Genomic DNA, 25,877 nt, shown 5'->3' with positions numbered 1-25,877 from the left:
AGATGCGGAAGTCGGCAGGGTTTAACCCTGCGCCGCAGCGGATACATCGCGCCATGCTTCCCATGTGGTAATTTTGTTCTGGCTGGTTGCTGTCATATCAGACACGGCCGTTTCGCCCAGCCCGAGCCGCAGCGGGGGGTTAAGGCTGTCAACCAGCTTAAGAATAGCGGGTGAAGTTGCGGCAGGATCGCCATATGCATACCCTTCTGCCATCGCAGAAAGTGCGTCGCGCACCGACGTATAGACGGGGTTTTGCACAGAGAACTTCGCCGACGATGGGTTGCCAAAGTCTGTGGCGTAACCTGCCGGCTCAATCAGCGTTACGTTGATGCCAAAGCCTTTCACCTCCTGATTTAGTGCATCAAACAGACCTTCCAGAGCGTACTTGGAAGCGCTGTAAATGCCAAAGGTCGGAATGGAGAACACGCCAAGCACGCTCGATACGGCCAGCAGGTGACCAGAACCCTGCGCCCTGAACAGGGGCAGCGCGGCCTGCGTTACCCAGAGCGCGCCAAAATAGTTGGTTTCCATCTGTGCACGGACGTCTTCTTCCGAGGCCTCTTCAACTGTGCCCTGATGACCATAACCGGCATTATTTAGCACGACATCGAGACGGCCAAAGTGCGTGTTTGCCTGATTTACGGCACCAAACGTTGCTTCACGATCGGTGACGTCGAGCTGCAGCGCCAGTACGGCGTCGCCAAACTTCTGTGACAGATGCGTAAGTGAAGCAGTATCGCGAGCGGTGACTGCAACGCGATCACCGCGCTCAAGTGCTGCGGTTGCCCATAGCAGGCCAAAGCCGCGGGATGCACCGGTAATGAACCAAACCTTGCCATTATTTTCTGAAGACATACTGAATACTCCTTAAAGGTTTTTATTTTCTTGAATGTGTTAAATATCAGGAGGTTTTACGACTAAAAACACGCATCTGCAGGGTAATGACCAGTGCCACTGCCAGCAGGACAACCGAAGCCCATGAGAAAGCGTGCGCACCATAAAGGCCGAGCAGGAGACCTCCTGACAGTCCTCCGCCCGCAATGCCAATATTCCACGTCGTCACCATCAGGGACTGCGCCACATCCTGCGCATCGCCCGCGACGTTGAAGACGCCGGTATTGAACAGGGCTCCAGCGCCGCCAAAGGCCAGTCCCCAGACGCATACCGCCGCGTAAACCGCCATCGCTGAATCAGGTAGCAGCGCCAGCGCAACGGTGGACGTAAGAAACAGAGAGATGCATATCACGACGAGTTTGCGCAGATATCTGTCTGCGTAGACACCGGCAACCCAGATGCTGAAAAAGGCAAAAATACCAAACAGGAAGAGGATCACGTCAGTGTGCGCACCCTGATTTGCCAGGTTCAGCAATGGGGCTATGTAGGTATAAAGAATGTTATGCGTCAGCACGAACAGCAGGCTTACGGCAAGGACTGACCTAAGGCCCGGCAGGATAAATACACTCAAAAGGCGGTGGCGCTGCCGGCCACGCGTGCCAGAGAAGTCTGGAACTTTTGCAAGGATCCATGTAACCAGCACAAGCGTTAGCGCGCTCAGCAAACCGAAAGTTACTCGCCAGCCCACCAGATTGCCGATGAACGTTCCGGCGGGAATGCCCAGCGTCAGAGCGATCGGCGTTCCCGCCAGTGCTACAGCGATGGCGCGGCCCTGCAGATGTGCTGGAACCATCTTTCCGGCATAGCCGGCCATGAGCGACCAGACCATGCCGGCAAAAACTCCGGCCATAAAGCGTGCGACCATAGTCAGCCAGAGGATTTCGGACACCGCCGTAATGGTATTTACCACCCCAAAGCCGATGATGGCAATAAGCAGAAGCAAACGACGACGAACGGACTGCGTCAGCGTGGTGACTGGGATCGCGGCGAGTAGAGATCCCAGCGCGTAAATTGTGATCATCTGTCCCATGACCGCTTCAGAGCCCTGCAGGCTCCGTGCTATCTGGGGTAACAGACCTGCCGGCAGCGCTTCAGTAAGAATAACGATGAAACCCGCCATACTCAGGGCCAGCAGCCCCGACCAGGGAAGGCGGTCTTTTTTTACGGACGCTGAAAGTTCATGCTCTGCTCCAATAACTCCTTCTTGATAATTACTCTTCATGCTGACTTTTACTCTCGGATTCTCTGATTTTATCGGTTTGACTACAGCCAGTTTCGTGCTGCTGAGAGCGTAATAATATGTTGATAACGACTTGTAATTAATGGGGTCTGCGGGCATAACATAGATGACAAAAATGTCACTAATGGTGGGTCGAAAATACTGATGGAAAAAATGAGTGGTATGGAAATTTTCGTCCACGTTGCGCAGACAAGAAGCTTCATTGCTACCGGGCGAGCAAAAGGTATTTCATCATCTGCGGTGAGTAAGAGCATATCCCGGCTTGAAGAACGTCTAAACGTGCGACTGTTCCAGCGCAGTACCCGTTCGGTGCGCTTAACGTCAGAAGGAGAGGTTTTCCTGGAGCGTTGTCACCGTATATTCAGTGAAATCCAGGCGGCAGAGGACGAACTCTCCGCCATGACACAGCAACCTCGTGGCCGGCTACGTATAGGGCTGCCGCTGGCAGCGGGACTTATGCTACCGATGATTTCATCTTTCATGGTGCGATATCCTGATATTGAACTCGACCTGGACTTTTCAGACCGGCTGACGGATGTCATTGAGGAAGGAATGGACGTTGTTATACGCGGCGGTGAACTGAGTGATTCAAGGCTCATTTCGCGACGACTGGGCTCCTTTCGCCTGTGCATCGTAGGATCTGAAGCCTACTTTGCGGATCATGGAACCCCCGGGCGGCCCGATGAGCTGACAGGACATGCGTGCCTTCACTACCGCTTTCCAGGCTCCGGTAAAATCGCCTTGTGGCCGCTAAAGCAAAGTATCAGCACCACAGGGAATCACGCCGTCCCGTCAACGCTTATCTGCAGCAGCCTTGAAGCGCTGCTGTTTATGGTCAAAGAAGGGCGCGGTATTGCCTGTCTGCCTGACTACTCAATAAAGGATGAGCTTGATACGGGGGAACTCAGAACGGTACTCAACAGTTATATGGCTCATACCACCATCTTCCATATTCTCTGGCCGAGCACACGTCAAATGACGCCGAAGGTGCGTGCATTTGTCGATCACATGGCGGGTATGTTTGACCGTTTTATGGTGGGAAAAAGAAGCAACGACTTCTGATACAGGGCTGCTTTTGCAGCCCTGACAAACGTAGACTTCACTTCTTCAGGGCATCACGTCATCGCCCACAGCTAGCGTAATCAGCCTCAGACAGCCGGTAGCGCACTGTACTCAACTGATACCCATGCATAACCGGCAGTGTCATCTTTGCGTACGCGACCGATGCCCGGGAACGGCAGGTGAGCGGCACCAATGACGTAACCTGCCTCGGCTGATGCAGCCAGCACGCGCTCACGTGAAGCAATCGCCATTTCCGGATATACGTCCAGTTCAATGGTGGCGCCCGGGTGTGGCAGCTGAATAGATGGCAGGTGAGAAATATCCCCCCAGAACAGCATTTTTTCGCCAGCAGAAGTCACCATAAAGGCTGTGTGACCCGGTGTGTGACCCGGTGCTTCAACGATGCTGACCAGACCCGGAATGAGGTCGTCGCTTGGTACGAAGGTTTTGAATCGATCGCTTGCGATATAGGGTGCGGCCGCATCCTGAGCAATGGTAAAGAACGGACGCTGATCTTCTGCGAGCGTGGCTGCGAGGCCGTTATCCAGCCAGAAGTCAGCGTCATCTTTATGCGCCCAGACGGTGGCATTCGGGAACAGCGCTTCGCCTTTATCATTGGTGATGCCACCGATATGGTCAGGGTGCATATGCGTCAGCAGAATGGTGTCTACGTCATCAGGCTTATAACCGGCAGCGGCGATGTTGTCCAGTAAGCGCCCCATGCTCGGGCCCGCAAAGTGGGCTGAACCTGCATCAATAAGGATGAGGCGATCACCGTTATGGACGAAGAAGGCGTTCACTGAGGTATTCAGCGCACCGCTGGTTGGCAGCAACTGTCTGGCCAGATCGGATTTACGCTCTTCATCAGTGATCCCGGACAGCGACATCGGGTCCAGAGTAACGTACCCGTCATACAAGGCGGTCACCACCAGATTACCTAAAGCATAACGGAAAAAGCCTGGAGCCTGGTTGCGAAGAATTGGGAGCGATTTTACAGATGACATGTCTTACCTCGATAATAAATATTTATAAGATTTTCGCAGCGCATTTATTCAGGCCGAAAGCGTCCGCCGGCCTGTATATATGGACTGCCGGGTTATTAATATTTTCTTTCACAACGTTATTCGTGAATTACTGGTAATAATAAGTGCGGTAAGAATAGAGCCTGGGGCCGACCGGAAAAAGCCACAGATTGATAGCAGTGTGTTACTCCAGATGAAACAATCGGGTCAGAAAGGGATATTTTCCGGAAGAAAGGAATGTTATAAGGGAAGCCATACCGTGACGGGGTTTCTTCCCCTTCGGCACAAATAATGGGTGAGGACTGAGAACAGATGCAGCTGAATATGCTGGAAGCCATGGATATTTACGTCAATGTGGTAGAGCAAGGGAGCTTTACCCGCGCGGCAGAGGCGCTTGAATTGCACCGTCCTGCTGTTACCCGCGCCGTTCAGAATCTGGAACATGATCTGGGCGTTAAGCTCCTGCATCGCACCACACGGCAGGTCAGCATGACGGAGGAAGGGGAAGAGTTTTACCAGCGCTGCCTCTCACTTTTAAGCGAACTGGATGACGTCCGGCGATTATTTTCAAGCACGCAACCTCCGAAAGGACGCCTGCGTCTTGACGTCCCCATCACGCTCGCCCGGGCGGTCATCATCCCGGCTCTTGGCGATTTTCAGAACCGTTACCCGGATATCGAGATTATTCTTGGTACGTCGGATCGCAAGATTGATTTGATTGCCGAGCGCGTGGACTGCGTCATCCGCCTTGGTGAGCTTGATGACTCTAGTTTCATTGCCCGACGTCTGGGAACGGCTGGGATGGTGACCTGTGCTGCGCCGTCTTATCTGGCGAAGTACGGCACGCCACACACTATCGATGAACTGATGAAATCCCACCGCGCTGTGAACTTTTTCAGTAACCACAGTCTGCAGATAATGGAGTGGAAGTTCACCGTTGACGGCACTGTCACGTCAATAAAAATGCCTTCCAGCATTCTGGTGGACAATTCAGAAGCGTTTCTTTCCTGCGGGCTGGCGGGTCTCGGTGTTCTGCACGGATTGCGTCCGTCTCTGGCGCCCTTTATTGCGAGCGGCGAGCTGACAGAAATTCTCACAGATTTCCCTCCTCCGCCCAAACCGGTCTCACTGCTTTATCCGGATCGCCGCTATCTGTCCCCCAAGGTTCGTGTGTTCATCGACTGGCTGTACGAAGTCTTTGGCCCGGATGCGCAGCTCTGACACGTCTCTTTTTTGCATAAAACCCTTTTCTGTGGAATTCCCCCGCGCAGACATGCCGGGTTGATGGGTGGCGGACAAGACACGGCTCCTGCCTGCCTCTGCCCCTCCCCCCGCGTTTCCAGTTTCAGCATAACCCGCAAAGCTAAATACGTTTTTCTGCATTGTTACTGATTATGAAACGGTGAAGTAAAGAAAGGGCCGTTTATCCCACCTGATACAACTGATTTAATTTACCCCGACAGGAAATGAAACAAACCTTTATTTAACAGATACGGGAGAAATAAAAATCCGCAAGGCTATGTCGGTACAGATCAGAAATAAAATGACTACCGGCAACCTACTCTGACAATTTATTAAGCAAGACAATGCTGACATTTTTATTAACCGGAGCAGGCGGCGCTCATTATCCGCAACCGTAATAAAGCATGCCCGGTCACGGCGTCATTAACGGGTGATACCCGTGTTCTGCATAACATAAATAACACCTGCACAGGTCTGGAATATTGCTGTGAACATAATCGAAATAATCATGTCCGCCGGACGTTCGTCCGTGGATATTGCGCTTTATACCCTGATCCCCGTCATGGTCGTGATGATGGTGATGATGAAGTATCTCGAATCGGTGGGCGTGCTGGCGAAGATAGTTAACGTAGCGGCCCCCTTACTTAAGCCATTCGGCCTTACCGGGCTAAGCCTGTTCGCCCTGATACAGCTTAACTTTGTGAGCTTCGCTGCCCCGGTCGCGACGCTTGCCATGATGGAAAAGAAAGGCGTCTCAGATCGCCATCTGGCCGCCACGCTCGCCATGTTGTTTGCCATGGGGCAAGCCAACGCACTTTATCCGCTGGCCCCGCTGGGGCTGCACTGGCTGACAGCGGTCCTGCTGTCCATCGTGGGTGGTCTGGCCGCCGGGGCGGCAACTTGGTACCTGTTTGCCCGCAAGCTGGCCATTAAAGAAGTTATCTCTGCTGAGGACGCTGCAGTGCACTCGCCGCAAAAAGAAGGCCTGCTAAGCATCATCAACGGGGCTGGCGGAGAATCCATCCGCCTGGCACTGGGCGCGGTACCGATGTTGATACTGTCATTAACCGTGGTGGGCATTCTCAAATCGGCGGGGGCAATTTCGCTACTGGAACAGATGCTGTCGCCGGTAATGCACGCGCTGAACATTCCTACAGTGTTGATTATGCCTGCGCTGGTCAAGTGCCTGGCTGGCGGCACGGCCTATCTGGGCGTGACGACAGAACTGCTGAAAGGCGGCCACATGAGTGTAGAAACGCTAAATGCCTCAGCGGGCTGGCTGCTGCAGACCTTTGACCTTCCGGGTGTGGGGATCATGCTGGGTGCAGGTTTCCGCGTGGCTCGCGTAGCCCGCTTTGCCATTCTCGGAGGCTTAATCGGCATAGCGCTGAGAGGGATATTACACGCGGTTATTTACTGATTAGCCCTGCGGATGCGCCATTTATATAACACACGCTGGCCTGGAAAAAACAGGTAGGCGTTCAGAGATTGACCTCTGATTTCGTACTGGTTAAGGAGCCAACAATGATGAACCCTAAATATGCACCACTTTTTGAACCTTATACGCTGAACAACGGTGTGGAAATTAAAAACCGCCTGACAGTTGCGCCGCTGACCATTTATGACTCTGGTCCAGAAGGCGAGATGACGGAGACCGGACGTCGCTTCTGGCAAGACCGGTTTGAAGGCTTTGGCCTGTTCATCATGCCTTTTACCAACGTTCATCCCAGCGCGGTTGGATTTGAATCTCCGCAGGCCATTACCGAAGCGGATCTCCCGACGCTGACTGAATACGCAGAGATCGCGCATGAACAGGGCGCAAAAGCCGTCGTCCAGCTCGCACACTCAGGTTATCGCGCAGATAAATCAATGACCAAAGGCCATGGCGTGATTGCCCCTACCGGTGATTTATACGGGCGATTCCGGACGATGACTGATGCCGAAGTGCGCGAAATGATCGCCTGTTTTGCAAACGCAGCTGAACTGGTGATGCGTGCTGGCTTTGATGGCGTCGAAATTCACGGTGCAAACGGATGGCTTATCCAGCAGTTCGTCTCGGCGGCCAGCAATCTGCGTGATGACCACTGGGGCGGAACGCTGGAGAAACGGTTTAACTTTTCGCTCGGGATTGTTGATGCGATTGATGCGGTGCGCCGCAAACATCATCGCCCCAACTTTATTATCGGATACCGCTTCTCACCCGAAGAACCGGGTGAAGACGGCATTACCATGAAAGAAACGCTGGCACTGGTTGATGCGTTGCTGACACGCCCGCTCCAGTATCTGCACATCTCCTTGTGGGATTTTTATAAAAAAGCCCGCCGTGGCGCTGACAGCAACCTGACGCGTATGCAGATCGTTCACGACCACATTAATGGCCGGGTGCCGTTCTTTGGTGCGGGTAACTTGTATACCGCAGATGACATGCTGGAAGCGTATAAGACAGGCTGGGCGGAGTCCGTCGCCATCGGCAAGAGCGTGATGCTCAATCCAAACCTGGTTGAGCTTATTCAGACAGGCCGTGAGTCAGAAATTGAAACCACCTTTGACTGGGATAAGGCTGAATATTACCGCTACACCCCTGCCATGCTGCAGGGCACGATGGCCGGTACTGATTTTTACCCGCCATCAAAGCAGAAAGGCGTGCGCTACAAGACGAACCATTACTGATAGTTGAATAAACAAAGCTTAAAGATTCGCGCACGACAAATCCGTTTTGCCGTGTCGGATAACGGGCTTTCAGAGACATAGAAATCATGAAAAAACTCAATGTCGCGACTAAAAGCGGAACGGTTCTGAACGGCGTAATTTTTCCGGCGCCTGAAACCGACACCGTCGTCATTGCCATTACAGGCGTTCACGGCAATTTCTATTCGAACCCGTTTTATTACACCATCGGGGATACGCTGAGCACTGCCGGAATTGATTTTATCTATGCTCAGACGCGTGATGCTTTCGGGCAAATGGAAATCGTCAACGCCAGAACTGGCAACACTGAAGTTATCGGCTCCTGGAATGAAGATTTTACAAAGTCTGACGACGACATTGTCGCCTGGATCGATTATGCCGCTCAGGCAGGTTACAAAAATATCATCCTTGCCGGCCATTCTCTGGGGGCTAACAAGGTCATCTACTACCTGTCAAAGCATACCGATCCGCGGGTAAATAAATTTATTCTTCTCAGCCCGGCGAACATCCGGCATCTGACCAGCCAGGTATCAGAAAAAGAAAAGAGCATTATCGCGCAGTTCAGACAAAGCGGTCGCGGCCAGGAGTTGCTGCCCTTTGATTTTATCGGCTGGCTTCCCTGCGTGGCCGATACCGCCTGGCAGTGGCTGTACGCCGATACGCTTAACAACGTGCACGTTGAAGCTGACAGGGATTTCTCACAGGTTGAAAGAATAAAGCACAGCGGCGCGCTGATTATCGGTACCTACGATCGCTTCACCTACGGCGATCCGTGCGGCTTTCTGAGTAATATTAACGTCCATATGCCGACCGCTGCTGACAATGAACTGATTTTTATTGAGCGTACGGGGCATACCTACCAGCAGAAGGAAAGGGAACTGGCGGATGCCATCCTGAAACTTGTCAGCGGCTGGCGTACTGAAACCACATTAAGAGGATAAAACGATGCCATTTATTATATCGCGCGTGAACATCCGGCTTTCAGACGAACAGGAAACGGCGCTGAAAGCCGGACTGGGGCAGGCCATTTCCCTTGTACCGGGTAAATCAGAGGCATCACTGATGCTGGGCTTTGAGGACGCGTATCGCCTTTATCTAAGCGGTGATAATTCTCAGCCTATGGCCTACATCACCGTGGCAGTCTTCAGCAATCATGGCCACCACGGTTATGAGCAACTGAGCGAGGCCATTAGTCATCTTTTCCACCGCGTGCTGGACATAGACCCCCTCCGGATCTTTATTAACTATGAAGATATTCCGGCATGGAGCGTGGCGGGCAGGACATTCAGCGACGGTCGGGCAGGTGCAGAATGAACTCAAAAAAAATGCTAACGCTTACCACGTTTACTGACCCCATGATGGGGCTGTCTTACGAAAGCGAACCGTTTTTCCGCAGGCTGGAAACTCACTTTCCGGAACAGATTACGTTCCGGTATGTGATGTCAGGCCTTGTGCGCAACGTCTATGATTTTGTTGATCCTGAAGACATGAAGGTGAGTAAGAAATATGCTCTCGAAAAATACCGGCTGAAGCTCGCAACGATATACAAGAGTGAAGAAGATATTACCGGCATGCCTATAAATATGACGGATTTGCAGCTCTTCTCCACCGAATATACCTCGTCCATCCCGCTGAATCTGGCTTATAAGGCCGTTCAGTTAGCGGACGACAGTAAAGCCGCTCATTTTTTATATAACATGCGCTTTGCCACCATTGTGGAATGCAGACCCACGACGCGTCTGGAGGAAATACTGACGGTAGTGGCTAACACCGGCGTCAGCACCAAAACGTTTCTTGAACACTATGAAGATGGCAGCGCACAGGCGGCGCTCAACGATGATTTCAGCCTACGTCAGTCACTGGGTGTGAAAGGGTTACCTGCCTATCTTTTTGAATATCAGGACAAACGCGTGCTTGTTAATGGCATGATTGGCTATGATCAGTTTCATTCCATCATCACAAAGTGCACCGACGGGGAAATCGCTGAAAAGCCACCGGAGGTATCAACAGACAGCATCCGGCAATTAATTAACCTGCATCCGTTAATTTCTCCGATTGAAATTGAAGAAGCATTTTCCCTACGGGATATTTCTACGGTTAAAGCGTTAATACAACCCTTACTCGATTCAGATGAGATTTTCATAAAAGATGTTTATGGCGGATGGTTTATCCAAAAGCATAATTAAGCCACGCGTGCATCTGTCTTTTTACTTTTACTCGCCCGGACAATGCGCGCGATCATTAAAGCTCTTATCATTGTTACAAAATCAGTAATTCTGTTTTAATAATCAGAATGTTTTCCGTAACAATAATGAGGTTTAAGATCTTCTCAAGCATAAATCAAATCGCACAGCCGTTTGCACAGGCTGCCCGAACAACTTGTTTGAAGGAGATTCTCGTCATGGGAAACAACCGCATCTGTCAAATCCTGGGTATCGAAAAGCCCGTTATTCAAGGGCCATTGTCATGGCTCACCGATGCGCGACTGGTTGCTGCCGTAAGTAATGCTGGCGGCATGGGTGTACTCGGTCCAAATGCGGGCTTAACGGCGGAAACCGCCGTTTCGACACCGGAAGAAACCGCCGAAAAAATGCGTGAAGAAATCCGTAAAACCAAACGACTGACGGAAAAACCATTTGGGGTAAACCTTATACCGACCCCTGAAAATGATATCTGGACGCCACCAATCCTTCAGGTAATCAAGGAAGAGGGCGTCAGGGCGGTGGTTTATACCGGTTACGGTGAAGGTGCCATCATTCCGAGTCTCTTTAACGAATTAAAAGAGGCGGGGATTGCGATTATCTACCGTGATATCAACCCGACGCCTGAAAACACGCGGCTCGCGGAAGAAGCTGGCGCCGATATTATTGTTGCAACCGGTTTTGATGAAGGTGGCACATTGCCTGCTACCGCACTGGGAACCTTTTCGATTGTGCCGTTGATTGCTGATTCCGTGAAGAACATTCCTGTATTGGCCGCAGGCGGTATTACCGACAACCGCACGGCCCGTGCGGCCCGAGCGTTGGGTGCCGAGGGCGTATTTGCCGGATCGGTATTTATTGGTACAGAAGAAAGCCGCGTACCGCAGTCGGTAAAAGATAAAATCATTAATGCCAACGGCCTGGATTTGCTGCTTTTCCGTACCCTGCCAGATTACTACCGCTCACTTCCCGGCAAGCTGGCTGAAAAGCTCGTGTCGATGGATAAAGCCGGCGCAAGCAATGAAGAGTTAGGCCAGGCTATGGGCGGTTTACGTGGCTTGCGTATCGGCATGCTGGAAGGTAATACGGATGAAGGCTACATCGCACTGGGCACGGGCATCGGAACTATCCGCAGCATCAAGTGCGTCGCTGAGGTTGTGAACGAACTGACCACAGTTTAAGGACAGTACTGACCGCAAAAAATAATCGAACCAGGCAATACGCCTTTACTTGCTGGTTTGCCTGCGTTTGATTAGCCAGTTAAGTGGATACTTGTTTCCCATTCTGCGGACTGCCACTGTTTATATCTTGATTACCCGCTTTGGTTGGCAATTACCTATGTCCGCATTTGACGCTTAGATGACCGTCCAGCCAAGAACTCAGGATTATTGCTGCCCTGCCTTTACCCGAAGTATGGTTTGCCGGGTGGTATTAAATTCCCGCGCAATGGCGCTGATACTGATCCCGGCGTTAATCCGTACAATCACTCTAAGTTGCTGTTCTTCATTCAGTACTGAAGGACGTCCAAACCTCTTTCCGGCTGCTTTTGCTCGCGCAATACCAGAGTGTGTACGCTCAAGCAGCAAATCTCTTTCAAATTCCGCCACAGCAGAGATGACCTGCATGGTCATTTTTCCTGCCGGGCTGGTCAGATCCACTCCGCCCAGAGCGAGACAGTGAACGCGAATATCTGAAGCAGCCAGCTGTTCTACCGTTTTTCTGATATCCATCGCATTGCGCCCCAGTCGGTCTAGTTTGGTAACAATCAGCACATCGCCATTTTCCATCCGGTCGAGCAGTTTAGAAAAACCCGGTCGCTCACTGGCGGCAACTGAGCCGCTGATGTGTTCTTCAATCAGTCGCTGAGATTTAACAGCGAAACCAGCCGTCTCAATTTCTCTTCGCTGATTTTCGGTTGTCTGCTCCAGGGTCGAGACACGACAGTAGGCAAAAACACGTGACATAGTGATATTTTCTGTACGAAAAGGATGTACGAATTATAACGCATGTACGATAGTAAATTCACTGACTTTCGGACAGCATTGATAATAGGTGTACGAAACCGACCGTTTTCGGTCAGCGCAAAGCGATAACTTAAATAAACTATATGCAGAGAAAGCATTTATGTCACGGAGACAAATACTCAGTAGTGAAGAAAAAGAACGCTTGTTGGTTGTGCCGGATGATGACGTTCTTCTTACGCGCATGTGCTTTTTGAGTGAACATGACCTCGCGCTTATTAATAAACATCGCAGGCCAGCTAACCGCCTGGGCTTTGCTGTTTTACTTTGCTATTTGCGAGGACCAGGGTTTTCTCCGGACAAAAATATTTCACCTCACGACGGTGTTGTCTCCCGCCTGGCAGCTCATTTGAAACTTCAGCCTGATTTGTGGGCTGAGTACGCCTCAAGAGAGGTCACCCGCTGGGAGCATCTGGCTGAACTCTACCGCTACCTGGAATTATCCCCCTTTAACCGGGCGCAACAAAAAACCTGTATTCGCCACCTTTATCCCCACGCCATGCGGACAGACAGAGGTTTTTTACTCGCGGAGGAAATGCTCTCCTGGCTCCACAATAATAAGGTTATTTTCCCCTCTGTTGAGGTGATCGAACGAACCCTGGCTGAAGCAACAACGCTTGCCGACAGGGCTGTTTTTTCTGCGCTGACCGCGCAGCTTGAACCGGGGCAAAAAGCGGCACTGGACCGTCTGCTGGTATCTGAGGGGGAACAACCTTCACGGCTGGCCTGGCTGCTTCAGCCTCCGGGGAAAATAAACGGCAAAAATGTCCTGCAACATATCGACCGGTTAAATGCGATAGAGTCGCTGGCACTGCCTGACGGTATTGCGCTTTCCATGCACCAGAACCGGCTCCTGAAACTCGCACGCGAAGGCAGGAAAATGAGTAGTCGGGACCTGGCAAAATTCACGGATGTTCGCCGTTATGCCTCGCTGGTTTGTATCATATCGGAAGCCAGAGCCACCCTGACCGACGAAGTTATTGATCTGCACGAGCGTATTCTGGGCAGTCTGTTCAGCAGGGCAAAACGAACGCAGGCCGAACGGCTCCAGCAAACGGGGAAGCTGATTCAGAGCAAACTGAAGCAATACGTTACCGTCGGGCAGGCATTACTTCACGCCAGAGAATCCGGGGAAGATCCCTGGGCCGCAATAGAAGACGTCCTTCCCTGGCAGGAATTCATCACCAGCGTGGAAGAGACGCGGTTCCTGTCACGTAAGGACAACTTCGACCCGTTGCATCTGATTACAGAAAAATACAGTACGCTGCGTAAATACGCCCCCCGGATGCTGTCCGCGTTGCAGTTCAGGACTGCACCCGCCGCAATGCAGCTCGGTGATGCGCTGGATACAGTCAGAGATATGTATCAAAAACAACTCCGAAAAGTACCGCTTTCCGCGCCAGTCGGTTTCATCCCGGAAAGCTGGAGAAAGGTTGTAATTACTCCCACCGGCATTGACCGAAAATATTACGAGTTTTGCGTGCTGAATGAGCTGAAGGGAGCCTTACGTTGCGGTGACATCTGGGTAAAGGGATCACGCCGCTACAGGAATTTCGATGATTATCTGATCCCGTCTGGCGATTTTGAAAAATCACTCAGGGATAACCAGTTACCCCTTGCGATACCGGGCGATTGTCATGAATACATCGAGAGCCGTTTGACGCTTCTGGCATCGCGCCTGGAGGAGGTGAATGCAATGGCGCTGGTCGGTGATTTACCCGATGTAGATATATCGGATAAAGGCGTGAAAATTACCCCTCTGGATAACAATGTCCCTTCAGCAGCATCCCCTTTTGGCGATCTGGTTTATGGCATGCTGCCTCACCCTAAAATTACTGAAATGCTGGATGAAGTGGATTGCTGGACTGGTTTTACCCGCCATTTCACACATCTCAAAAACAATCACGTCAGACCTAAAGACAGAAAGTTGTTACTGACCACCATTCTTGCCGATGGGATCAACCTTGGGCTGACAAAAATGGCCGAATCCTGTCCGGGAACGACAAAATCATCACTCGAGGGCATTCAGGCCTGGTACATCAGGGATGAAACCTATTCAGCAGCACTGGCCGAATTAGTCAATGCCCAGAAAAAACGGCCTCTGGCGGCATTCTGGGGCGATGGAACAACGTCATCATCTGATGGGCAGAACTTTAGGGTGGGGAGTCACGGGCGTTATGCGGGTCAGGTCAATCTGAAATACGGTCAGGAGCCAGGCGTGCAAATTTATACGCATATTTCGGACCAATACAGCCCGTTTTACACCAAAGTCATCAGCCGCGTACGGGACTCAACACACGTACTTGATGGTCTGCTGTACCACGAAACTGATCTGGAAATTACAGAGCATTACACCGATACCGCAGGTTTCACTGATCATGTTTTCGCGCTAATGCATCTGCTCGGATTTGCTTTTGCGCCAAGGATCCGGGATCTTCATGACAAACGGTTGTTTATTCATGGAAAAGCTGAGTTGTATCCGGGGCTTCAGTCAATCATCTCCACAACCAGCCTGAATCTAAAGGAAATTGAAACCCACTGGCATGAGGTCCTGCGTCTGGCAAGCTCTATAAAGCAGGGAACGGTAACAGCATCACTGATGATGAAAAAGCTGGCAAGCTATCCGAAACAGAATGGTCTGGCAAAGGCGCTGAGAGAGATTGGGCGTATCGAAAGGTCATTGTTTATGCTGGACTGGTTCAGGGATCCTTCACTGCGTCGACGCGTACAGGCGGGACTGAATAAAGGTGAGGCCCGCAATGCCCTTGCCCGAGCTGTCTTTATGCACCGGCTGGGTGAAATCAGAGATAGGGGGCTGGAGAATCAGAGCTATCGAGCCAGCGGTCTGACGTTGCTGACTGCGGCGATCTCACTGTGGAATACGGTATATATAGAAAGAGCGATAGATTCTTTGAGACGGAAAGGGATCCCGATTAATGAGCAACTGATTACCCATCTGTCACCACTGGGATGGGAACATATCAACCTGAGCGGGGATTACGTCTGGCGAACAAACCTCAAACTGGGACAGGGTAAATACCGCGCATTACGCTCAGTGGATAGTTGTCTGTACAAAAAACAGTCTTAGCGTAGGATATTTTCCGTTTTCCAAGCGGACCCCTACTAGAGCCGTTAGTGTGAAAATAACGGGGCAGGTCAGAGGGCAGACTGGATGATTGCCATGACACCAACCATGCATCTGTGTGATTGTCCCAGTCCAGAATATTACTGTTCAGGAGATGCACAGGAATTCGTGGAGGTAACGATAACCATCTATAGGCCCTGAATTTCACGTCCATACTGTAACCGTCAAAGTTATGGGTATGGAATCTCCTGTCGTGATCCATTTGAGCAAGGCTGCACAGCTGCTGGATACCGCTGGTGGGCCCATCAGCGATCAATCCCTTACAAGCGTTCTGAGCAACTCGGAGAGAAGCAGGAAGGGCCTTTTCCTGCGCTCCGGCCACTGTAACTCGGACACCAATACAATCCATATCATGGATAAGATTCGGGCAAGCGGCAGCAAGGTGCCTGCTCACTATCAATTCATCTGGCTGACCGCGCAATCCTTTTGCGTTACGCCACCCATCAAGGAGGATATCCTTGAATGCTCTGGGTTTATCTACTGAAGTGAACGTTAACCACCTTATGGGTAAACTGGCTACTGTGAGTCCATAAAGTAAAAGAGGGCTGAGCTGGTAAGTTTCCGCTTCTTTTAAACTAATGGGGTCAGAAACATATACAATTCCGTATTTTGGATGTGTGAAAACATGTTTAGCGACAGCCACGTAGAAATGATGCACACGCGTAACGTCTAGTAACTGCTCGTTCATGTTCCGGAACCTCATCAGAAATATGCATAGCAGAAATCAGTCTATCAATAAGGGTATACTTCAACCCTCCAGGATTATCCAATCAAACATGGCGAAAGTAAGATCGTTAGCTTATTGCGGCGTCTCCGGCCAAGACCTCACCATAAAACCTTTCCTTAATATTTGATTAAAAGTTACTTTTGGGAACTGGAACATATCGGTATAGCTTTTACACACCAAAGATGTTGTTCATTCCCATCACGTTTTCGCGTATGGAATGAATCGTCATTATCAATGTTAATAAATACTACGTTTTGTGTCTGATACTCGGTGACAATGAGAATTGAATAAATCACGAGAGAATTGAATTGGTCGGGTCATGGAAGCGTATACAGTTTCCCCTGATTAGACTCATGAAGTACGAAAGTAAAGCATGGTTTTGAAGTTTAAAACCAGACTAAAGAAAATTGACACAGAAGAGAAGAAGAGAAATTAGCCAAAACAAATGAAAGGATTAACGTTATTCAATAACAGAAAAAAAATGGCAACATCCGAACTCTGAGGATAGAGTTAAAAATGTTGCCATGATAACGATTCTTTAAATCAGGAATTCGTCCAGGGATTTGCCTGCTGCCAACTGCTTAGCCAAAGCCTTTGGAGTGCGACCCTGACCAGTCCATGTTTTAGTTTCGCCATCTTCATTTGTATATTTATATTTGGCTGGACGAGGTTCACGAACTTTTTTAACTTTGTCAGACTTCGCGGTAAATACCCCCAGAAGGTCTTCAGGGTTAATGCCTTCGTCTTCCATCATCTGGCGGAAAGTCTGAAGTTTCTGATTGCGTTCTTCAATTTCAGCCTGCTTTGCAGAGTCTTCTTCGCGACGTTCTTCAACAACAACAGTCAGCTTTTCCAGTACTTCTTCGAGAACCTCCAGTGGCAGTTCACGAGCCTGAGCACGAAGAGTACGGATGTTATTTAATGATTTGATTGCTTCTGACATATAACCTCACAAAGAATAAATTAAATTCACGGTATTAAGCTTACCATAATCTGTGCTTTATAACGTGAAGATGAGACTGAAACAATATTTTTTGGCTATTTCTAGAGTAAATACTTAGAATCCAACCGATGTTTATGTTGATTTGAGGACATATCGAACAAATCATTGTTAGCATGAGCTAGGCGCAGTAAGGTTCTACTGACTAAGCATGTACACATAAATGAACCTTACCCTTTCCGCCAAACTCAATAACGTATGAAGTGAAGGTGGTGCATTCTCAAATCGCCTTCAACTATCTGAAGCGCAAAGACAGATAAATACCCAGTTTCACAAACACTGATATTGGAATCAATGAAACCCCTAGATAAAAGAATCCCATTTTAACTGAGTCAGATGTCTGCAAAAACTTCGATGTTGCTACAACACTTAGTTCAGATTGAATCTCAAGCGTGGATGTGAGATCAGCATTTAATAGAACGGTCAGGCATAAGTTCGCAGTGAGCAAAAGTAAACCTAAATATAAGATTGGGGTGTAAAATATCAACTGGAATGATTTATGAATATTTTTCAAAGCACCAGAAGTGAAAAGGTAAAAAAACGCGTAAATCAATGCCAAGAACAATGCGAACTGTAACATTATTGACTCCGTATTTAACATATATTAATGAATTGCTGGAGACGTGACTGACCCTGGTTGCTTAACACAAAGCCAGCCTCTATTATGAGATTCCCCTACTATTGTTGCTGCCGCTTCTTTGCACTTATCCAGACTTATATAACCTGTAATTTGTTCTGTTGATACGCCTTCGCGAACCGTCATGCTCAATACCAGAATCAATGTGTACATAATGTGTCCTATCAAATAATGGATAACTCGACTTCACCCTATGGAACAAAAACCATGAAGAAAATTCCTTCAGCACAAATATTAACATCGCTATTTTCGGTGCAAGATCGCTTAAAGACGAAATATTGAGAGTTATCCATAATGGCAGCAAACAATTGGCTTTGTGCAGGTCATCCTGTCTACGTCGACTGGGAATGGAAGCCTCAGATCTTGAACCTCACCAATCCAGCAGCTCAATCAGCAGCAGAAGCTATTAATTCGGCCATCGCAGCCGGTTGCCATTCCTAAGCTCTCCGGCCATCGCAGCCGGTTGCCATTCCTAAGCTCTCCGGCCAATAACTCACGCATGTCTTTATCAACCTTATAGGGCATACCTGCGGCCAAGGACAGATGACGGCATTGCGGCTTCAGTTCCTAATAAATCATTAACTATTTACCGGCTGTGACGTTGTCACGTTAAGAAAAATGCTCACAAAACGAACTATGTAGTATTATTATCATTAAACTCCTCAGGTTGACATATAAGTAATTGATTTAACTACGCATTTTAAATTACCAAAAAATATTCAAAATGATGCCGTAAACCCCCTTAGGTTTTATTGAACGTATGTTAAATTTCCAGTGAATAGTTTCTAGTAAATCATTTACTATAATGTGCGCTGTGTGAATTCTGTGAATCTCGCGGCGTTACTACCCTGAAGCAGGAGAATTTACATGGGTATCAAAATTTGTACTGACGGGCAGGCATTTGAAGTAACAGGAGAGGGGGATCAGGGCAAGTTTATGGTCCACCAACTGAATGATCTGGTTGGTGGTCATCTTGAGTTTGTAGGGCTGAGAGCATTTAACATCGATGGCAAGTTTTACAAGTTCATGATTGTCGACTCCAACGGCAAGCAAAAGGAAAAACCGTTCAACATGCTTGCTTCCCAGGTTGGTCATAACTGCGGCAATCTGCATTCAAAGGATTTTGTAGTCGGTGATGTAGTTCTTCTGCAAGAACATGAGGTGGATTGATGTCCGTCATCATGAAGCATCGTAGCAAGGGGCATGTATGAACAATGATAACCAGCTCGTCTACAGCACCAGAACTGAGCAAATTGCTGCCAGGCGTGATGAAGCCATGCAGAAATTTGAACAGGGAATGCGTCTGATTGCTGAGGCTTCTGCGTTGGCCGAAATTTCCCTCTTTCACCCTGATATCATGAAACCGAACATTTTTGGGTTGCCGGAGTCACTGGAGTCAACTCTGGAAATGGGCCGTTGTTATATCGACCGTACATGCTGGCAAAAGGTATTCAAAGAAACGAAGCTGGATCGGCTATGGAATCATGAGCAAACCAAGGCGTTTTATGAACAGCTCAGGGAAAAGCCGCCAGTGATATCCCTGGCAGTGCTTAAATCAACGTTACGCGATGCCATTGCCAGACGCAAAGATACGTTGTCAGAAGGTTTCGTGACATTGCTGACGAGACTCAATCGCACCTATAAGAATAATACTCAAACGTTTACAATGACTTCTAAATTGATTTTGCCTAGGGTATTTGAACCCTTGCCCCTGCGCACCTGGAATTGCTGGGCGCCGCAAACTTCAGCCAGTATCCGGGATTTGGAAAATATCATTTGTATTTGTTCCGGCCAGCAGACTCCCGGGCCACGTACTGATATGACTGATTTATTATTAGCCCTTCGTGATAAAGAGGGCACCGGAGAAATCAGGAATAGCACCGGCTGGCGCTGCAAGGTATTTGCTAACGGAAATGTTCATGTGCTTTTAGATGATCAGTCTCTCATCAGTAGTTTGAATGATCTTATCAGCCACTACTTTTCAGGCCAGCTCCCGGCCAAAGGATAATATAAATGACATCGGTGAATAAATTACTACTTCCACCTGAATTAGACGGCGATGGGCAGAAGCAAAAGGAAGAGAAAAGGAATACCTCCCTCCGTATGTATCATTACTTTACGGCCATCGAAAGAATGCGTAAAGATGAGAACGTTTCGCAGGAAAATGTTCAGCATTTCATCAAGATTCATGCCATTCGCGAAGCTACTGGTGGAAGCTATAAAAAAGCATCAGAGATGTATGAGGCATATAAAAATTACGTTGAACAAACACCGGCAGATGTACGAGGGTTAAATATCCCGCCTGCAATTCAAGATACCATCCTTGAGGTGTTTAATTATGTGAACTGGTATTACCAAATGAGCTTTAGCTCAATCGAAACACAAAAGGTTTCGATTATTCAGAATGAGAGGGACCAATTCGAACTGGAGTGCGCTGAGCTCAAAGGGCGGTTGGCCGACTGTCAGCTGTCACTGGTAAACACACAACAACAGCTTACTCGCGTCACGGAAGCAGAAAACACCCTTTCTGCTCAGCTGGTTGAGCTCAACGAGTTGTACAGTAAAGCACAGCAAACTAATGAGTCTCTGTCGCGGGACCTAAGTGAAGCTATCCAGGCCAAACACTATCTCGAACAAACCATTGCTGATCTACGCCAGCAGAATAATGAACGGAAACAAGAGCTCAATCAGCAAGTTGAAACTAACCAGTCGTTGGTTAAGGAAAATAAGGATTTAGCCGGTAGTTTAAATGACCGTAAATCTGAGCTTGAAAACGTCAGACGTGAACACGATGCCACAGCGAAATCCCGGGACGCCCTGCAAGAGGTAAATAACCGACTGTCAGGCGAGAACAGTGAACTGCATGCTAAACAGCAAAAATTGCAGTCGGAAAATGAACGACTGGAAAAGGAGCTGGTCACTTCAGCATCTGTGCAGACTGAGCATTCAAAACTGATCGTGACGCTTGAAGCCTCAGTGACAAGACTTGAGAGCCAGGTGGAACAGTCAGAAGTTGCATCTTCACATCTTCAGGCGGATAACGTCTCCCTTAAGGGGCAACTGAGTACGGCAAGCACCGAACTGGAAGCGAACAACGCGCTACTGGCATCATCACAAACTGAAGTTGAACGTATGAGTAAAATGATTGAACAGTTTAAGGATGATATCCGGGCCAATGCAGCTCTGTTAACAGCTGAAAAAACCATTTCAGAATCATTACGACAAACCATTGGCATGCTTGCCCAGGGCAAACAGCAATAGCCTTCACGAAAAGTAACTTTTCTGCTGAGTGGGCCAGGGCGACAGGGATGACGAGTCGTTATAGTTACCGATGGCATACGGCACGTTAAAAGGTGCGTCTGGTAAGGCGCACCGTGAGTATCATAAAATTCGACAGTAGTCCGTATTTCAGGCCAGCGTTTCGCTTTAATAGCATCTTTCCAAATTCATACGAATTTAATTACCAAATCCCGGTATGTGACTATATGTCATAATCAAATTTGAAATACTCATCTGGATTAAACCCCATTTTTCGGCATACGCCATAAGCCTCATTCACAGGCAGCATCAAAATCACCATCTTCTCAAGGTTCCGGAATTTTAATGACTTACTGAGTTTATTGGCATGATAGTCCGACTGCCCAACTCTTTCCCCTACTTTAAATTTTTCTTCATTTAACAGGTCCAGCGTGGCTTTCCTGTACCAGTCACTCTGCACGTGAAAAACATTGTAATAGCATGCCGATAGAATTGCGTGACCTCGGCTATCAGGCATGTCATGAATGCATTGGTAATCAAGCAAGGCTTGACACAAATGACCATATATATACCCGCGCACTTCATGACTGTTTATGAATGTTTTGAATAGCGGTTGCTGGATATAGTTGATCGGGTTTAAAAGCTGGCCCCTGATAAATTCAGCCCATGCAAACACGAATTCTTTATCAGCTTTCAAATCCTCTGGGTTACTCTTGTAATCGTATGTCCCGACATTCGCCGGAGGCTTTGGCAGCCGATAGGATTGTTTGTTGAAGAGGTAATTAAACAGGAATTTTAGCATGATAGCCGCCTACGATTTAAATCATGCTTACAAGCATAGTTCAGTATTTACTCTAAGCTAAAATGCGGCCATAAATTACATATCGGTTTGATTCTTAAGTTGAATTTGATACGCATTTAAATGACCACGCAGGGATTAATAGTGATACTTTACCAAATCCCCCGGGCAACTAAACTACTATTGCTTAGTTGCCAATACCATTCACTGTTGCAGGTAACTCAAAACTCTGAAAGGTTGATCTCACCAATAATTTTTCTAAATGACAAACCATGGTCTTTTACATAGTAATAAAAATACTCACTTAGCAGTGGGGATGTAAATCCATACATCTGCATGCCGATTTCCTGAAGACTGTTATCCCCCACTGATTTATCATCAGAATCTATTGTTATAAGCCTTGAAGCCGAGAGTAAATCTATTTCTTCCTGAGCACTCGGGTATGTTTTTAATACAGCTAACAAATAGACACTACGGCTATCCGGGAATCGAACGTTAATCTCCTCACTGCGCTCATACAGCATAGCCAAAAACTCTCTTGTTACCCTGGGCAGCAAAAGCAATCGCCCCGAGAATTCATTGATAGCCCATTTAACTTCATCTTTTTGTAAGTCACTAAGTTCTCGATTATCCCAAAAGTACTTAGCAACCAGAGTTTCGCAAAATCTCTCTCCATCACCAATAACTGGAATGGGGAGTTCTTCCCATTTCAAATAACCATTACTTACAACATTGTTGCTATCACCGGTTGTTTTCATTTTCAAATAAACCTGATCATTTTGATGGATTAAACAAACTGACTACGGATAAACCTGCAAGGTTACGGCGGCCCTCTTTGATTCTGGCCCCCAGTAATGTTGACCATGGCAATGACAATGGCAGTGGTCTCAAGGTAACTGCCATTCAGTGATATTATTTCTTTTCGGGAAATGAAGGTATGGATTCTCGGTTTTTTTCTAATGTTGCATCCCAGTACCACCAGCCATAGGGTCCATATCGCCGGTTGTAGTAGTCCATTTTGAGTTGCTTTCGGGCCAGGTATGCAGGAGTTGCCATACCGAACACTTCAAGTGGGAACGGAGAATCAGAACGCGTGTCAACCAGCACGAAATCCGGGAATACCTCCCCCTGGCTTGCATCAAAGCGCATGGGTTTAAGGTAATTACGATTTTCGGCATCAAGTTTATCGGCCACTAACTGTTCATACGATGAATCCAGCGGTATCCAGTTTTTGCTTACGTGCAGTAATGCGATCTGATTCACCCGAACTGAATGACCCCTCCGGGTTTTATCGGGCGCGGAGGTAAGTGCCAGTACCGCTACTCGCTCACCTGATTTCCATGCAGCGTACTCTGACGGGAAACGTCTGATCGTATTTGCCCATTGAATGGACGACGAAAAGAGGGCCAGAGGCAACCCACCAAACTGGCGTAGCGGGAGGAACGCTAATTCCTTCTCATGTCGCTCAGCATCATAACGCGCCATCGTGGACATAATAAGTAGTCGCTTGCCGCTACCTGCCAGACCTTCAATCTTCTTATCCTGAAGTTTTGCCTGGGCTGAATTGGGATCTGTTCCTACCAACAGAATATCGGCAATGACAGTCTTGCCGCACCTGATGCCCTGAGCTGCTTCCAGCAGCCGGTGTCGAACAAGCGAATCGCTGCGCTTACCAGCCATACCAGGGTGCCAGCAATTAAGACAGGCTTCAGTCCATAGCAGACTATGCAGGCCAACGAGCGTCATCTGTGATTGACCGCCCTCTGGACGTTGAGCGGGAGGCCTGGCCGGGGTTTCTTCGGTGGTCGGGTCTTTTTCATTTAGCCCGGAATTCAGTTTTACGACCAGGAGCCCGTCATTTCCTTCACGGACCACCCCGTGCTGATAACCCTTCAGACCGGTTGATTTGTCATCCAGCGCAAAATACATGCATTGCGCTTCATGTTCGAATCCCGTGTTTGCGTACTTGGCAAGGCGATAGGTATCACTTGACGCGTAGTGCCTTACGCAAAGGAATTTCTTACCCTTTCCCTTACAACCGCAGGACACGACGACATCCAGACCGTTTCGTTTATGGATTTTCTCAAGCGTCGATTTCCAGCCGGATGCATACTTTTCCTCAGTCTGAAATGCGGGAGAGAATGACCTGACATTGTCTCCAATTTGAATATTCACATGATAAAGTTGTCCCATGGCTATACCCCGGTCATTACCTGTTAGCTATATCCCAGCCAGTTTAAAACCGCCTGTGCATCATATTCTTCATGCTTACCCAGTTCCTCATAAAAGTGAGACAGCTCGCTGTCCGGGCATCCATGATTTTTTATCTCCTTAAGGGCTCTTTGCTCTGTAATTTTTACCCCTTCAGCTGACTCGTAATAATTCATCCCGCTCTTCCTTTTCCTCAGTGATTGACTTCCCCTCCACGGCCATCTGAATGCGAGGGGCCAACAACCGTGCTACAGCGGCAAAGACCGGCACAATGACGGAGTTACCGAACTGCTTGTATGACTGGGTATCGGAGCAGGGCATCCGGAAGGACTCTTTTCCCGGTTGTTCAAATCCCATTATTCGTGCGCACTCCCTTGGCGTTAATCGGCGTGGACGACGAAGCATGTTCTCTGTGTTATTAAAATCATTTTCAGCAGTTAACATGCAAAAACCCCTATTAACCAGTATTTCACTTCCATCCTTGTTGTACCGCGCACTAAGAGTTCTGCTAATCGTTGATTTATCACTAGATTCAATGAGACCAAAACCAAATCCATTACCCTTTTCCTTATGCTTTTTTGCATAGTTGTATAGGTATTCCCAGAGCTTTGGTGTAAGTATGTACCTATCATCTACATATTCATCAAGTAACTCTTTAAAGCATCGTTTATTATCAGGATATTCATTAGAAATATCACTTAGACTAAACCCTTTGCTGATATTAAGATCACGCCTAAAACCCACCAGCACAATTCGCTCGCGATGCTGCGGAAGGAAGTTTTTACCGTCGATAATCTTCGGGTCACTGGCCCCCGTATCTCCGGCGTCAGAAACGTCATAACCCAGCTCATCCAGTGTGTTCATGATGATTCGGAAAGTATTTCCCTTATCATGGCTTTTAAGGTTCTTCACATTTTCGAGAACAAAGATGGCAGGGCGCTTAGCCCTGATAATGCGGCTGACATCAAAGAACAAGGTCCCCTGGGTTTCACACTCGAAACCATGCTTTCGCCCGAGGCTGTTCTTTTTGCTCACACCGGCCAGGCTGAACGGCTGACAGGGAAAACCGGCCAGTAGAACATCATGGTCAGGTATCTGCTGGTCTATGTTGAGGTAGGCCATCTCCTCGGTAATATCCGGCTTATGGCTAAGTGTGATATCCCGGATGTCCTGATTGAAAACATGTTCGTTCTCGTCACAGTACCAGTTGGCTTTATAGGTGCGGACAGAATAGGGATTCCATTCACTTGTAAAAACGCATTTGCCACCAATGGATTCGAAACCGTTTCTGATCCCGCCAATTCCCGCAAATAAGTCAATAAACCGAAAAGTACTTTTCTCATAGTTAGCTGGCTTTGCAGGCAGCAAGTCATTGAGTTGAGCAAGGTCTTCTGGAACAAGAACCGAGCTGTCTGCTGATGCCACCATGTTGTTAATGTCGCGGGAGGAAAAATTCCGTTCATTGCGCTGATTCAGTAATTCCGCAACTGCCTTTGCCCCATATATCTCACAAACACGGACTAACAGGGCATTACCATTCACTTCAGACGCTTTGGTTAGCATGACAACTCCAGTCAGGATAATTATTTGCAGATCAGATGATCTCTGATTGCAAAATTATACCGCGCCGGTTAATGCCAACTTTTCGCTAAACACTTAAATATGAGGGGGGTTGAGTGGCTATATGGATGGTCCGTAATTAATCCAGACAGGACTGAATAATGAAGTAC

Annotated in this window: 23 protein-coding genes; 12 read left to right on the top strand and 11 right to left on the bottom strand. The window is 48.4% G+C overall.

Translation table 11 applies throughout. The annotated features are described in order from the left end of the window. Positions 1-21: 21 nt before the first annotated feature. Both EDF88_RS22620 and EDF88_RS22615 read right to left on the bottom strand, forming a co-directional pair. Positions 22-855 (bottom strand): SDR family NAD(P)-dependent oxidoreductase, encoded by an 834-nt coding sequence (locus EDF88_RS22620; protein ID WP_134187488.1) that lies wholly within the window; start codon positions 853-855, stop codon positions 22-24. Positions 856-901: 46 nt separating this feature from the next. Next, the gene (locus EDF88_RS22615) at positions 902-2,116 is read right to left on the bottom strand and encodes an MFS transporter (RefSeq protein ID WP_134187486.1); all 1,215 of its coding nucleotides are present in this window, start codon (positions 2,114-2,116) and stop codon (positions 902-904) included. 162 nt (positions 2,117-2,278) lie between these two features. Between EDF88_RS22615 and EDF88_RS22610 the strand changes: the two genes are divergently transcribed. Then, on the top strand, positions 2,279-3,196 hold the full coding sequence (locus EDF88_RS22610; RefSeq protein WP_134187484.1) for a LysR substrate-binding domain-containing protein: 918 nt from the start codon (positions 2,279-2,281) through the stop codon (positions 3,194-3,196). Positions 3,197-3,282: 86 nt separating this feature from the next. Here EDF88_RS22610 and EDF88_RS22605 read toward each other — a convergent pair whose 3' ends face one another. Continuing rightward, positions 3,283-4,200, bottom strand: coding sequence for an MBL fold metallo-hydrolase (locus EDF88_RS22605; RefSeq protein WP_134187482.1), 918 nt, complete (start codon positions 4,198-4,200; stop codon positions 3,283-3,285). Between the two features lie 330 nt (positions 4,201-4,530). On the opposite strand from EDF88_RS22605, the gene EDF88_RS22600 reads away from it, so the two are divergent. The 7 genes from EDF88_RS22600 (at position 4,531) to EDF88_RS22570 (ending at position 11,530) form a co-directional block, all read left to right on the top strand. Next, the gene (locus tag EDF88_RS22600) at positions 4,531-5,439 is read left to right on the top strand and encodes a LysR family transcriptional regulator (RefSeq protein WP_134187480.1); all 909 of its coding nucleotides are present in this window, start codon (positions 4,531-4,533) and stop codon (positions 5,437-5,439) included. A 508-nt stretch (positions 5,440-5,947) separates the two neighbouring features. Further along, the gene (locus EDF88_RS22595; protein ID WP_134187478.1) at positions 5,948-6,880 is read left to right on the top strand and encodes a nucleoside recognition domain-containing protein; all 933 of its coding nucleotides are present in this window, start codon (positions 5,948-5,950) and stop codon (positions 6,878-6,880) included. Between the two features lie 104 nt (positions 6,881-6,984). Next, positions 6,985-8,130, top strand: a complete 1,146-nt coding sequence (locus EDF88_RS22590; protein ID WP_134187476.1) for an NADH-dependent flavin oxidoreductase — start codon at positions 6,985-6,987, stop codon at positions 8,128-8,130. 86 nt (positions 8,131-8,216) lie between these two features. After that, positions 8,217-9,089, top strand: coding sequence for an alpha/beta fold hydrolase (locus EDF88_RS22585; RefSeq protein WP_134187474.1), 873 nt, complete (start codon positions 8,217-8,219; stop codon positions 9,087-9,089). A gap of 4 nt (positions 9,090-9,093) precedes the next feature. Then, entirely contained in the window at positions 9,094-9,462 is a 369-nt protein-coding gene (locus EDF88_RS22580) for a phenylpyruvate tautomerase MIF-related protein (RefSeq protein WP_134187472.1), read from the top strand. Beyond that, on the top strand, positions 9,459-10,334 hold the full coding sequence (locus EDF88_RS22575) for a DsbA family protein (protein WP_208326168.1): 876 nt from the start codon (positions 9,459-9,461) through the stop codon (positions 10,332-10,334). The genes EDF88_RS22580 and EDF88_RS22575 overlap by 4 nt, the downstream gene beginning before the upstream one ends. Before the next feature lie 215 nt (positions 10,335-10,549). Next, a complete protein-coding gene (locus EDF88_RS22570) occupies positions 10,550-11,530 on the top strand; it encodes a nitronate monooxygenase (RefSeq protein WP_134187470.1) in 981 nt (326 codons plus the stop codon). Positions 11,531-11,734: 204 nt separating this feature from the next. Here EDF88_RS22570 and EDF88_RS22565 read toward each other — a convergent pair whose 3' ends face one another. Continuing rightward, complete coding sequence (locus EDF88_RS22565; protein ID WP_134187468.1) at positions 11,735-12,313, bottom strand: recombinase family protein; 579 nt, start codon at positions 12,311-12,313, stop codon at positions 11,735-11,737. 160 nt (positions 12,314-12,473) lie between these two features. Between EDF88_RS22565 and EDF88_RS22555 the strand changes: the two genes are divergently transcribed. Next, a complete protein-coding gene (locus EDF88_RS22555) occupies positions 12,474-15,458 on the top strand; it encodes a Tn3 family transposase (protein ID WP_134187466.1) in 2,985 nt (994 codons plus the stop codon). On the opposite strand, the gene EDF88_RS22550 is transcribed toward EDF88_RS22555, so the two are convergent. Then, positions 15,388-16,203 carry a hypothetical protein gene (locus tag EDF88_RS22550; RefSeq protein ID WP_134187464.1) on the bottom strand — a complete coding sequence of 272 codons (816 nt, stop codon included), beginning with the start codon at positions 16,201-16,203 and terminating at the stop codon, positions 15,388-15,390. The two genes, EDF88_RS22555 and EDF88_RS22550, sit on opposite strands and share 71 nt — an antisense overlap. A 577-nt stretch (positions 16,204-16,780) precedes the next feature. Beyond that, positions 16,781-17,185, bottom strand: coding sequence for an H-NS family nucleoid-associated regulatory protein (locus tag EDF88_RS22545; RefSeq protein ID WP_134187462.1), 405 nt, complete (start codon positions 17,183-17,185; stop codon positions 16,781-16,783). A gap of 1,561 nt (positions 17,186-18,746) precedes the next feature. Here EDF88_RS22545 and EDF88_RS22540 point away from each other — a divergent pair. Genes EDF88_RS22540 through EDF88_RS22530 form a run of 3 tightly spaced genes read left to right on the top strand, consistent with a single transcriptional unit; the run spans position 18,747 to position 21,140 of the window. Beyond that, positions 18,747-19,049: a hypothetical protein gene (locus EDF88_RS22540; protein WP_115631996.1), complete on the top strand. Its 303-nt coding sequence runs from the start codon at positions 18,747-18,749 to the stop codon at positions 19,047-19,049. 37 nt (positions 19,050-19,086) lie between these two features. Next, the gene (locus EDF88_RS22535; protein WP_134187460.1) at positions 19,087-19,887 is read left to right on the top strand and encodes a DUF4942 domain-containing protein; all 801 of its coding nucleotides are present in this window, start codon (positions 19,087-19,089) and stop codon (positions 19,885-19,887) included. A 5-nt stretch (positions 19,888-19,892) separates the two neighbouring features. Continuing rightward, on the top strand, positions 19,893-21,140 hold the full coding sequence (locus EDF88_RS22530; RefSeq protein ID WP_134187458.1) for a hypothetical protein: 1,248 nt from the start codon (positions 19,893-19,895) through the stop codon (positions 21,138-21,140). A 220-nt stretch (positions 21,141-21,360) separates the two neighbouring features. Here the strand turns inward: EDF88_RS22530 and EDF88_RS22525 are convergent, their stop codons facing one another. From EDF88_RS22525 to dcm, 5 genes are all read right to left on the bottom strand, one after another. Beyond that, a complete protein-coding gene (locus EDF88_RS22525) occupies positions 21,361-21,939 on the bottom strand; it encodes a hypothetical protein (RefSeq protein ID WP_134187456.1) in 579 nt (192 codons plus the stop codon). A gap of 218 nt (positions 21,940-22,157) precedes the next feature. Further along, positions 22,158-22,694, bottom strand: a complete 537-nt coding sequence (locus EDF88_RS22520) for a hypothetical protein (protein WP_115631992.1) — start codon at positions 22,692-22,694, stop codon at positions 22,158-22,160. Between the two features lie 154 nt (positions 22,695-22,848). Next, positions 22,849-24,129 carry a DUF1173 family protein gene (locus EDF88_RS22515; RefSeq protein ID WP_134187454.1) on the bottom strand — a complete coding sequence of 427 codons (1,281 nt, stop codon included), beginning with the start codon at positions 24,127-24,129 and terminating at the stop codon, positions 22,849-22,851. A 23-nt stretch (positions 24,130-24,152) separates the two neighbouring features. Continuing rightward, positions 24,153-24,323 carry a hypothetical protein gene (locus EDF88_RS24765; RefSeq protein ID WP_166672014.1) on the bottom strand — a complete coding sequence of 57 codons (171 nt, stop codon included), beginning with the start codon at positions 24,321-24,323 and terminating at the stop codon, positions 24,153-24,155. Then, positions 24,301-25,710, bottom strand: coding sequence for a DNA (cytosine-5-)-methyltransferase (dcm, locus tag EDF88_RS22510; protein WP_134187452.1), 1,410 nt, complete (start codon positions 25,708-25,710; stop codon positions 24,301-24,303). Before dcm ends, EDF88_RS24765 begins: the two co-directional genes overlap by 23 nt. Between the last annotated feature and the right edge of the window lie 167 nt (positions 25,711-25,877).

This window comes from Buttiauxella sp. BIGb0552 (assembly GCF_004366275.1).
In the GTDB taxonomy this organism is placed as follows: domain Bacteria; phylum Pseudomonadota; class Gammaproteobacteria; order Enterobacterales; family Enterobacteriaceae; genus Buttiauxella; species Buttiauxella gaviniae.
This window is presented reverse-complemented; position numbering and strand designations above follow the sequence as displayed.

Coding starts and splice junctions, on each gene's coding strand:
- EDF88_RS22620 (WP_134187488.1), bottom strand. CDS start 855: ATGTCTTCAGAAAATAATGGCAAGGTTTGGTTCATTACCGGTGCATCC.
- EDF88_RS22615 (WP_134187486.1), bottom strand. CDS start 2,116: ATGAAGAGTAATTATCAAGAAGGAGTTATTGGAGCAGAGCATGAACTT.
- EDF88_RS22610 (WP_134187484.1), top strand. CDS start 2,279: ATGGAAAAAATGAGTGGTATGGAAATTTTCGTCCACGTTGCGCAGACA.
- EDF88_RS22605 (WP_134187482.1), bottom strand. CDS start 4,200: ATGTCATCTGTAAAATCGCTCCCAATTCTTCGCAACCAGGCTCCAGGC.
- EDF88_RS22600 (WP_134187480.1), top strand. CDS start 4,531: ATGCAGCTGAATATGCTGGAAGCCATGGATATTTACGTCAATGTGGTA.
- EDF88_RS22590 (WP_134187476.1), top strand. CDS start 6,985: ATGATGAACCCTAAATATGCACCACTTTTTGAACCTTATACGCTGAAC.
- EDF88_RS22585 (WP_134187474.1), top strand. CDS start 8,217: ATGAAAAAACTCAATGTCGCGACTAAAAGCGGAACGGTTCTGAACGGC.
- EDF88_RS22580 (WP_134187472.1), top strand. CDS start 9,094: ATGCCATTTATTATATCGCGCGTGAACATCCGGCTTTCAGACGAACAG.
- EDF88_RS22575 (WP_208326168.1), top strand. CDS start 9,459: ATGAACTCAAAAAAAATGCTAACGCTTACCACGTTTACTGACCCCATG.
- EDF88_RS22570 (WP_134187470.1), top strand. CDS start 10,550: ATGGGAAACAACCGCATCTGTCAAATCCTGGGTATCGAAAAGCCCGTT.
- EDF88_RS22565 (WP_134187468.1), bottom strand. CDS start 12,313: ATGTCACGTGTTTTTGCCTACTGTCGTGTCTCGACCCTGGAGCAGACA.
- EDF88_RS22555 (WP_134187466.1), top strand. CDS start 12,474: ATGTCACGGAGACAAATACTCAGTAGTGAAGAAAAAGAACGCTTGTTG.
- EDF88_RS22550 (WP_134187464.1), bottom strand. CDS start 16,203: ATGAACGAGCAGTTACTAGACGTTACGCGTGTGCATCATTTCTACGTG.
- EDF88_RS22545 (WP_134187462.1), bottom strand. CDS start 17,185: ATGTCAGAAGCAATCAAATCATTAAATAACATCCGTACTCTTCGTGCT.
- EDF88_RS22540 (WP_115631996.1), top strand. CDS start 18,747: ATGGGTATCAAAATTTGTACTGACGGGCAGGCATTTGAAGTAACAGGA.
- EDF88_RS22535 (WP_134187460.1), top strand. CDS start 19,087: ATGAACAATGATAACCAGCTCGTCTACAGCACCAGAACTGAGCAAATT.
- EDF88_RS22530 (WP_134187458.1), top strand. CDS start 19,893: ATGACATCGGTGAATAAATTACTACTTCCACCTGAATTAGACGGCGAT.
- EDF88_RS22525 (WP_134187456.1), bottom strand. CDS start 21,939: ATGCTAAAATTCCTGTTTAATTACCTCTTCAACAAACAATCCTATCGG.
- EDF88_RS22520 (WP_115631992.1), bottom strand. CDS start 22,694: ATGAAAACAACCGGTGATAGCAACAATGTTGTAAGTAATGGTTATTTG.
- EDF88_RS22515 (WP_134187454.1), bottom strand. CDS start 24,129: ATGGGACAACTTTATCATGTGAATATTCAAATTGGAGACAATGTCAGG.
- EDF88_RS24765 (WP_166672014.1), bottom strand. CDS start 24,323: ATGAATTATTACGAGTCAGCTGAAGGGGTAAAAATTACAGAGCAAAGA.
- dcm (WP_134187452.1), bottom strand. CDS start 25,710: ATGCTAACCAAAGCGTCTGAAGTGAATGGTAATGCCCTGTTAGTCCGT.